This is a genomic window from Gracilibacillus sp. D59 (genome assembly GCF_052246695.1).
Lineage (GTDB): Bacteria > Bacillota > Bacilli > Bacillales > Amphibacillaceae > Gracilibacillus.
The window spans coordinates 134241-144895 of the sequence record NZ_JBQQCK010000012.1 but is presented as its reverse complement, the minus strand read 5'-3'; the positions used below and the strand labels follow the sequence as shown (position 1 = coordinate 144895).

General features: G+C 36.7%; 4 protein-coding genes and 1 pseudogene. All 5 read right to left on the bottom strand.

Annotated elements, in window-relative coordinates:
• Nucleotides 1-1057 (bottom strand): annotated as a pseudogene (locus ACTWP4_RS18205) (reverse transcriptase domain-containing protein); the annotation flags it as partial.
• A 917-nt stretch (nt 1058-1974) separates the two neighbouring features.
• Nucleotides 1975-2493 (bottom strand): AAA family ATPase, encoded by a 519-nt coding sequence (locus ACTWP4_RS18200; protein ID WP_443130204.1) that lies wholly within the window; start codon nt 2491-2493, stop codon nt 1975-1977.
• 1134 nt (nt 2494-3627) lie between these two features.
• Nucleotides 3628-9651, bottom strand: a complete 6024-nt coding sequence (locus ACTWP4_RS18195) for a lamin tail domain-containing protein (RefSeq protein WP_443130203.1) — start codon at nt 9649-9651, stop codon at nt 3628-3630.
• Between the two features lie 374 nt (nt 9652-10025).
• On the bottom strand, nt 10026-10181 hold the full coding sequence (locus tag ACTWP4_RS18190) for a hypothetical protein (protein WP_443130202.1): 156 nt from the start codon (nt 10179-10181) through the stop codon (nt 10026-10028).
• Between the two features lie 196 nt (nt 10182-10377).
• The gene (locus tag ACTWP4_RS18185) at nt 10378-10590 is read right to left on the bottom strand and encodes a hypothetical protein (protein ID WP_443130201.1); all 213 of its coding nucleotides are present in this window, start codon (nt 10588-10590) and stop codon (nt 10378-10380) included.
• Between the last annotated feature and the right edge of the window lie 65 nt (nt 10591-10655).

Sequence of the window (10655 nt, the reverse complement as noted above, 5' to 3'; positions counted from 1 at the left end):
TTTACGCTTTTTACTTTCTTTTAAGCCTGTATGTGCAACTCTCTTTTTCCCTTTTCTGTTCGCACGGATCGTAAACCCAAGGAATTCGGATTCTCTTTTTCTTAGGTTAATAACTTGAGATTTTTCTGGCGAGATGTCTAGTTTCAAACGCTGCTTCAAGTATAACTTAATAGCATGATACCATTTCTGTGCGGTTTTCCAATCACGGCATAGAACCTTAAAGTCGTCCGCATAGCGGACGAGGTAACCTTCTTTCAAGTTCGTTCGTTTCTTGGCGTAAAGCTCACCTTCACGGGTTTTATAATCTTTGTGAAGAGAGAAGAACTCCCACTGTTCAGCTACCCAATGGTCTAAGTCGTTCAGCACTACATTTGATAGTAACGGTGACAACAATCCGCCTTGCGGAGCACCCTTTGTAGGGACACCTTCTCCATCGATTTCAGCTTTTAACATTTTAGATATACAAGCTAAGACCTGTCGGTCATGGATGCCTATATTCCAAAGTTGTTTCATCAGACGGTTGTGATTAATATTGTCGAAAAATCCTTTAATATCAATGTCAACGACATAATGAAGCTGAGCTTGATTAATAAGGAATTGTACTCTTGCCATAGCATGATGTGTAGACCTTAACGGCCTAAAACCGTAACTATGTTTGTAGAACCTTGCTTCCATAATTGATTCAAGCACTTGTCTAAAGCATTGTTGAATCATTCTATCTATCATACAAGATACCTAACGGTCTCCACTTACCATTTTCTTTCTCAATTAATTTCCGTCGTACTTTTTTTGGGCGATAATTCTTTAACTTGTTTTGTATTTCGATGACTATTTGACTTTCAGATAGTTTCTTTAAATCATCAATCGTTTTCTTGTCTGTTCCCGCAGTCTTTGAACCTTTATTAGACTTTATCGTTCGATAAGCTAACAGAATATTTTTCCTAGAAGTAATGAGGTCGTATAAATTAGAGAATGATTCCTTTTTAGACGATTTATCATAGAGTTCGGAAAATGTATCTGTCATGTCGTAGTAATCCCAATACCTTAGCGTTTGCACTGTGGCATCATCCTCTCTGAGATGATGTTCCCACATTCTTACCCGACCGGTGCAATTCACGTTAGGAAAATAATCGTTTTATATTACTAGACTTGGGGCTGTTCCTCCACACCCATTACAGGTGCTTCTTTAGTCGTACCCCTACCTTCGCAAGAGTAAATGCATTTCGGCTTAAGCCTTATAGCAACCATCTAGGATAACAGTCCATCTTTCGATGTTTCTCGCTTCCCAAGTACCATACAAGGTAGCTATCCGTTCTAGAAGTAGGTGCTTCCTCTGAGCCTGTGAGCTGGATACCGCCATTGTTCGGTATAGCGTATTTCATAGGGCAGATTCTTACTTTACACCACTCACCCCAACGTTGGTTGGGACATAAGTTTCCTTATGTTCTAACTTTAGACCTTTACATTCGGAAGTTTGTCAGCTTTTTCCTCAAAAAGTCATTCTCACCATATCTAGTTTTTCAGCCATGCGGTCTATCCGTTGGCATACCTTTTAATATTGTTGGCTTCAGCCTTCGTTCAACCGAATCTACCTGTGCTTCGAACCCTATGACCTGTTAATCATAACGCACGCAGGAGTATTGATGGGATAGTTTCAGGAAACATGTTTCCGTCATTCCTATCCTCCCTTGTAGAGTTAGCATTCAATTTAATGAATTCCCTGTATTTCACGTTAGAAACGCTTATTACAGAACTTGTCGCGCCAACCCTTTAGTTGAAGAACGGGTTTTTCATTTTTTTGATTTTTGGTATCTTGATAGGCATAAATTTCTTCCCAAATTAGATACCCTACCCCTAAAATCAGTGCCAATATACTAAAAATATCTAGTGTATTTCCTACGTAATTTAACATGTCTGAAATAAAATTCGTATCCAGGTGCACCGGTGTATTGGGCGGCTGTCGCAACCGTAAGTTTACTGTCGTTGGTGTTTATTTTCTTCGCTTTGACGGATGATCTCGTCAACGACGTGATCAATCGGTGCCGTGGCGTCGATTATAATCCCATTTTTGGGAACGCCTTCTTTAGTTTGATACATGCGCTTACTGATTTCCCGTTCCTCTGGTCTGCCACCCCAGTCAGTTGGGTCCAGTGCCACTCGCTCATCAATCCGCCGGAGAGAGGTTTCCAGGTCGACATCAAGGACAAACACGCCGTCGAAGAGATCGATGTATTTGTGAAAATTCCGCGAACCACCGCAGAAAAATGTTACCGCCTCATCCTGATTGGCGATCAAAGCTTTTACTTTGTCTACATGCCAAATATGGTGTTCGGGTTTAAAGCCATCCGTCGGGGTACCAGTTTCTGGATCGCCTTGATAAACCAATTCACGGTCACCATGAATGGCATGGTAGCCGCGCCGCTGTAATTCGTTGCAGACCGTAGTTTTGCCGGAGCCGGAAACGCCTCCAATCAGATAATTCCTAATGCCCATGATTAGACCCTCCATTCAACTAGATAAGCACACTATATTAGATATGTCTATCTGTCGCTAAACTGCTAGTCAGTTTAAGTGTACTTATTCACAAACTCATAGTATTTAAAAAATTAATTATCTATTTATTAACTTTACATTTAACTATGAATCTAGGTCAATATTTTGGACACAAAAAAGTTAATTTTCTAACTGAATAATTTTCTTAAAATTAGGAGGCCTGACAATGAGCCTCTGTGAGCATAGATTTCTATGCCAGGAAGCCAGCTTTTTTAAAACCATGCTGGCAAGCCTAGCGAGGCTATCATGCTCACTTCTCCATGTAATGCCGAAGTTAGGTTTTGTGTTCATTCATTTCACCCTCAAAAAAGTCTTTATTTATTCATTTAGTAGTCATATATGAAAGTCCTGCTTGTTCAACTCTTCTGCCCTTTAGCACAATAAGAGATGCCAGTCTCAACAACTCCTTGTTCAACATAAGCACTCGATAGTTCAACAACTAATACTTTTTCATAAAAATTTATTTACTTCTAAGCCAAATAAATATCCCAATAATAATAGGTAATATTGCAAAGAGAATGAAAAATAAATTCCCTAACCCCATTCCAATAAAAAATAGCAAGAAAGCGTATAAGACAATGGACAAAAAAGATATAAATGTTTTTTGAAACTTTGTTTTAGATATTTTAAAGACAATAAGACCAAGTAATAAACTACTGATTATGATAATTATGCCTGCCATTTTTTAACCTACCTTTCAAATATATAATAATTTATTAAGATAAGTTTCATTATATAGATTTTACTATCCTGCCCGTTCAAGAACTTCTCTTCACAAACTCTACATTTATTTTAACATAAAATTACAATTTCCTAATTATTAAAATCAACATAGCAATTGGTACACCAAATAACATAGTAATTAGCACCTTGACAACAGTTATTGTCACTTTTTTATTTAAGGTGCGATTTCGCATGCGAATTCAATTGTTAATATCCAATAAACATTGATATATAAGGAAAAAACAACAGACCAAATCATATGCGATTTGGTCTGTTAATTAGTATGCTATTTCGTATGTTTCTCCACCGAAACGGAACTACTTAGTCTGTGACTACATCCCTTCCTAAAATTTAATTTGTATCCTTGCGAGTTCTAAAATATAACATGGCACCAATGAGAAGTAAAATAATACTTAATGCTAGATACCGATACATCTTAGTGGCTGTTTCTGGCAAATTAATATTAGTGTTGTTGGAATCTATTGTGTGATCGGCATTATTTTCATGTTCTTGATTGTTGTTCTTTTCTGTTTCTTGGGATGCTTGATCCTCATTGTGTTCAGACTTTTGATCATTTTCAGTTTCATTATTTCCGTTACCCGAATCTGGATTTGGGTTAGAGTTAGGATTTGGATTAGGCTGTGGTTCAGGATCATTTTCAGTTTGATCCTCATCTTGATTTCCATTTTCACCACCATCTCCTATCTCTCCATCAGTAGTATCATCCTCACCTTTTACAAAAGACATGATTGGTGATCTAGTCTCACCTGTAAAATCATCAGACACGGAGGCATACCAGAAATATTGTTTTCCTTCCGTAAGAGCGGTCCATGTTACTTCAGCTGTATCTCCACTTGCTACATTCTCTACCGTTCCAATTTCATTTTCGGTGTACACATTAACTGCAAAACTATCTGTTGCGACACGCTTCTCTTTGGCTGTTAAATCCAAATCTATCATAAATTCATCTTTATTTGGATATTCTTCTGTATCATAATAATTATAATCATCCATATATGGTGAATAAGTATTTACAAAAATTCTATTATTTTCCGTATCAAAGTGCATCAGACGCATATATCCTTGCCCACCTTCAGGGCCTGCTTGATAGTCTGATAACATTTGATACACAGTTCGATCAGTATTACCATCCCCATCATCATCAATTTCATCAACTAACGTTTGTGCTTCATGATAATGACCAGACAATACTGCTACGACATTTTCATTTGGAAGTACTACTTCTTGGTATAGCTTTTCACCAAGTGGATGGCGTGTCCCAGTTGCCTGCAGATACTCATGGAATGTTAAGATCGCTGTACGGTCCGGATATTGACTTAATACATCATTCATCCATGCGATACCTTCATCATCAATACCCCATCCTAAATAAAGCATAATATAGTCGTTTCCATCAACAGAAATTAAGTCATAGTGACCACGGTTATTAAGATAAGACCCGCCATAATAAGGTTTGTCGGCAAAACGGTCTTCACCGAAATATTTATAATATTCACTATAGTCTTCTGTTTTTTGTAATACATCATGATTTCCTGCAAGAACACCATAAGGTACTTCTGCATCATCTAATGTTCTCATAAATTCATCTGCATTATCCCATTGATACTCCTGATCCGCTTCATCTACTAAATCTCCACTATGAATAACATACTCAATTTTCATTTCATCTTGCTGCTCCGCAATCCATTCTGTTTGACGCTGATAAATGTAAGGATAACTCTCTGAATAATATTGTGTGTCTGACATCCAGACAAAAGTATAGTCATATTCATCACGATTTGCTGGTATTTCATCTTGAATCATAACCTGGATTTGATGATCTTTACTATATGAAGAAACGTCTACATTACCCTTCAGAGAAAAATCAACCTCTCCGGCAATTTGATAATCAATGATGACCCACTTGGATGACACTACATTCCAAGCGTACATGGTTACTTTTCTGCCTGCTAAAGAATTACCATTCCATTCTAATTCGACAATATCATCTTTATCGACTGTACTATCTAATGTTACGTCAAATCGATGATATGGAAATTTCGTAGTATCATCCGTTATTAAGTAATCGCCATCTTTCTCAGACACTAGTGAAATCTCTTTATTCTCTAATACTACTGAATCGGCAATCTCATTTGTGTTTGGTGGCTCTATTGGTGAAGCTCCTTGATAAGATACCACGTAATCAGTATCAGAAGGTTTATACCGGAATCCTTGGTAAAATCCAACATTTACTTTATCGTCGGTTGGATCACCGACACGAACCTTTAATATTGGATCACCGTCTGTTACATTTGTTTGATTATCAGATATTTCGGGATTTTCGTCTACAGTGTAAAAAGTAATTTCTTTTCTTCCCTGGTTTCCAACTTGATCTGTAGTAGTTATAAGTAATTTATGCCCACCATTTGCAAGCTCACCTGATGATGTATCGTAAGGTAGTTCTATTTCTTCTCCATCCAGTTCTGCATGGTAATCTTTCACTCCTGCAATTTCATCATCAATCACTGCATCAATTGTAAAAGCACCTTTATAGGTTTGTTCCATTTCAATTGTTGGTTCAACATTTGGTGCTGTATTATCAACAAACACCTTTTTCTGTACAGTCTGCTTTGAATCAGCTACTTCTACTATATGTTCACCATCTGTAGCTTCCGTAGTGTCCCACTCATAGGCAATAGATTGTGCATGATCTCCTGTAAGGGTAAAAGTGAAATCCTCCGCAATTCGCTGTGTACCATCATCCCCCATATCTAATACATTATCGGGATTTTCGTGATTTGGGTCCGTCAGAATGGTTCCATCTGCCAAAACTAATCGTACATTACGCAAATTGTAATCATCACGGTTTTCTCCAGGATCACCCTCCCAAGGATTTGCTTTATTACCTGCACGTATTGTGATCGTATTTTCACCAATTGATAAGTGATTAGGATCCACGGGCACTGTGATCGTCTCCCATTGGGCCATCCAGTCATCAAAAATATCAATTACTTCGTTTCCGATCGTCACACCATTTTGAAAATACGTATTAACTCCACTTACTTCAAAAGCAAAATAAGCTTCATGTTCCAATGCTTGATAATTTGATGGTACTTGCTCACCATCAATGCTCATTTCCATTTCAGTTGGTTGATCAATATTGGACGTTCCTTTGAGCACATAATTATCATTCAGAACTTGTCCTTCTTCCGTATTTAAACGTAATGGACTGTCATCAAAATCACTATCAATAGATACAGTTTGGGTAGCTGTTTTAGTCGTGTTTACTCCATCTGATGCTTCAAAATAATACTCAATTTCTGAATTTCCAATCATCTCAGGGGCATAGATACGATATGAGAATACTCCTTCCCGTTCTCCCTGTTCGATCAAAGCTTTCTGGTATTCCTCATTTGGATTTGTACGATAATAAACTGCAACTGTTTTTAATTCTTCCTGGTCAAATGCTTGAGCTGTGACATCTAAGTTGTCTGTTTGGTTAATTGTTTCAATGCCCGTTACATCTTCAATAACGGGAGCAGTTTCATCTGATGGAACTTGAACAGATTCTGCTGGCACCTGATATTCTTCCACGACACCAGGTGTAGCATCAAGTGTTGAAGCACTCACCTTTTCCATTTGAATCGATTCATCTGATGGATACTTATATAAAATGCCCTTATTCGGTTCAGTATCATCTATAGTATCCAAATCATTATAATAAGCTACAGAATACTCGTGACCAATATTAGAAGCAATAATCAGCCCACGCATACTACCATTAGCCATACCTGCTGATTCAATTCTCACGATATCTTTATCTTTTATTAAATCAGATCCATAATTCGCATTAAAATCTTCTACCGTCTTATTATTGTTTTGCCCATTAATAATCCAAAATACTAATGTTTCATTCGCAGGGATCACGACATCATCAGGGATAGAAGGCCAAATGACATCACTTGCCGGATCACTGCCATAACGGTATTGCATTTTGTAATGCTCAAAAGGAATATCTTGATTCGTATTATTATAGATTTCAATAAATTCATAGCCATCTGCAGAGCCAACATTTGAGGAATCCGGAACAATTTCCGTTACTATTAATGGTGGCAATGATTGGAAATCTACTTCATTCTGAGAAACGGACACCGTGAATTCTTCTGTTTTATCTTTATTTACACCATCAGTTGCTTCGATATAATAGGTTAAGTCAGATTCCACATACACGCCTGGTATTTCCGCTATATATTTACCAGGGTTAGCTGAATCAGGTGACATAGTTAAACTACGATACTCCGAATCTTTATTTTTTACAAAAAGGGTAACATCGGGAAGCGCCAGATCATCAGTTACTTCAGCTTCTATCGTAACTGGGGAAAAAGCAGGAACTGATGATATGGATTCATGCGTTATTACAGGTGCTGTTGTATCTTCTTCTTGCTCTTCTACAGTGACTACCTCTACAGGTACCTGTTCATCGGTAATCGATCCAGGGGTTGGAGTAGCCATTGTTTTCAACTTAGTCATTTTCGTTCCTTCATACGGGTATTTATATTGGATAACAGTACCAGTATTATCATTATCTACTCCTTCATAATCTGCATAAATTACTTCTTGATGCAAAGCGTCTTTCAATATTAATGCACGGTCTCCTCCATTTGCAAAACCAGGAAATGTCGTATCAGTAACTTCTACCACTTGTTCACTTGAAAGACTGGTAGAAAAATGTGCATTAAAATCCTCTAATGAATTATTCCCATTGTTATGCCAGAAAACAAGTGTTTCCTGAGACTCGATATCTATTGCAGGAACCTGAAATTGAACCTCACGTCCGGAATCTGTGTAATAATAAATGTGAGCATATTGATTAAAGGATAAGGTCTGATTGGTGTTATTATAAAGCTCAAAATATTCAAAGTAGTCTGTTCCTCCACCAGCAGTATTTGGTGAAATTTCTGTGATGAGTAAATGCGGGTACTGCTGAAAATCCTCATTCGACTCGTCGATTGTCGCTACATCAACACTAAATGTTTCGCTTTCTGCCTCTGGATAACGCAGACGTTTTTGTGGATTTTTTGCTGTTATATAATATTCGACTACACCAGCAGTAACATTGTCACTGTTAATGGTTGCTTCATACAGATTATTCTCAACTAAGGTCATGTTCATTTGTTCAAATGACCCTTCTTCTGAACGATAGTGTAAAGTTCCTCTTACCTTATTCTCTTCACTTAATATTGCAGCTTTAATTGTGATCGATTTACCTTCTTGTGCATCAGTTACCGGTTTATGTTCAATTTCGGGCTTGTTGATTTCTTCAGTCCTTACTTTTTCAACAGGTATTTGGTCTTCTTCCAAACTTCCTGGAGTTGGATCAGCCACCGTTTGAAAAGGTTCCATTTCAATGGAATCAGTTGGATATTTATATGTAACCACTTTTCCGGACGAAATATCTTCTTTAAGGTAACGGTTGGATATCATTTCTTCGTGATCATCTTTAATGACTACGCCTCGATTTCCACTATTATAAAAACCTGTTCCTTGATAGGAAACAATTTGATCTTCTGTTAATTCAGTTGCATAATGAGCATTAAAGTCATCAACACTTAATTGTGCAGGATTACGCCAAAAAACAAGTGTTTCCCCTGCCGGAATCGTGACTTCAGGGAATTCGAAAGCTTTATCATTAGTGCTCCCATCTGTATAACGTAATGCAATAGTATAATAGTCTAATAAAATTGCTTTATCACTGTTATTATATACTTCAAAATATTCAAATTCATCTGCCCCATCATTGTTCGGCATAATTTCTGTTAGTAAAAGTGTTGGCAGTGTTTGATAATCAATTGTGGATTGCGCTTTCATCTCGTTTTTAGTCGTTTCAGTATTCTCTTCGGTAGTGCTATCTTCTTGTGGGGGATTTGCTACTTCTTTGGGATCTGTCTGTTCTAATGAAAAATTTTCTTCATTCTCATGATCAATTACTTCTTCATACTTGTTCTCTTCTTGTTTGGTCTGTTCTTCAGCAACTTGCTTATTTTCCGAAACTGCCTCTTCCTTCACTTCGGATTCTTCGTTATGTTCCTGCTCTTCCTTTGAAGTGGATGGAGCCTTTTCAGATGTATCAGCTGATACATTATCGTTTACATCGGTCGACTGTTCTATCTCTTCAGTAAAAGGGTGGTTTGCTTCTTCAGTTGCCTGTTTTTCACTTGTCAAACCTGCTTCTCCATTTTCCTCAACTGTAACCTCTTCTTGTACCAAATTTTCATTTGTATTGGCATATGTCACAGGAACATATGTGAATACATTAGTGAAAATTAACAAGAAGATAATAAGAAGTGACAATTTGCTTGTCCATTTTTCTCTCATTTCGCCATTCCCTCCTTTTATTCGATACTCTTTTACTATACAAGTTGAGTGTTAAACAAAAGTAAACAAATGGTAAACTTATGTAAAATTCGTAATATTATTCAGGGATATCATTCTAGCTGATAAGATCCAAATTAACTTAAAATGTACAACAAGCTTTTTTTGTATATTGGATGTTTTACATTAGAGCAATCTTAATTGAATTATTTATTCATTTTGCTAATCCTTTAATAATTTTATTTAACAAAAAAAACACTTGGATAAAAGTCAAATTTTCATCCAAGTGTTTTACTATATTCCGATTATTTACTTGTTTAACTACAGCACTCCTACTCCTTTATTTCTTCTTAAAAACCCAATATTAGTATAATACATTATAAATAAGTGCTATCATCTTTTTGCCATTTCTTTACCCTATTTAACATAGCCTGATGACGTTTCTCTTGTCTTGTCTTCCCTTTCCATTGTGTAATTTTGGGAAATTTTTTACGTTTGATGAGTTTGGTGCCTTCGTTTTTGATTTTAGTCATGAATTCCATCTCTCCTCATCAATCTCCATGCTAATCACATTATATTCTTTAAGACAAACTTGGCTTATCGCTAATTATTGGCGATAACCTTGATTTTTTTATACTATCAACAACAATGGTTAATACTATTGATAGTACAAAAAAATACAACCCATCTCCCTTATCACTCAGTCAGAAAGAAAAGGTCGCTTATAATTTACAACATATCTAATGCTTTTTGCCGGAGCCTCTCCAGGTCTTTCGTGTATCGAGTTTTAGAGGTTTTGGCTATTTGTGTTATTGGCGATTTCTTACGACTTAGGATATCACGTAAAGGAGTTATTTCTTGATACAATATATTCGAGTTACCTGGATTAAGTTCCTTACTTCTAGCTAAATTTGACTTGAATTCTATAATTCTCTGAGTCACCAAACTTCCTCCTTCACAACTTCTTTGTACCATCATTCTTAAAATACCTTGATTTTAAGATACTC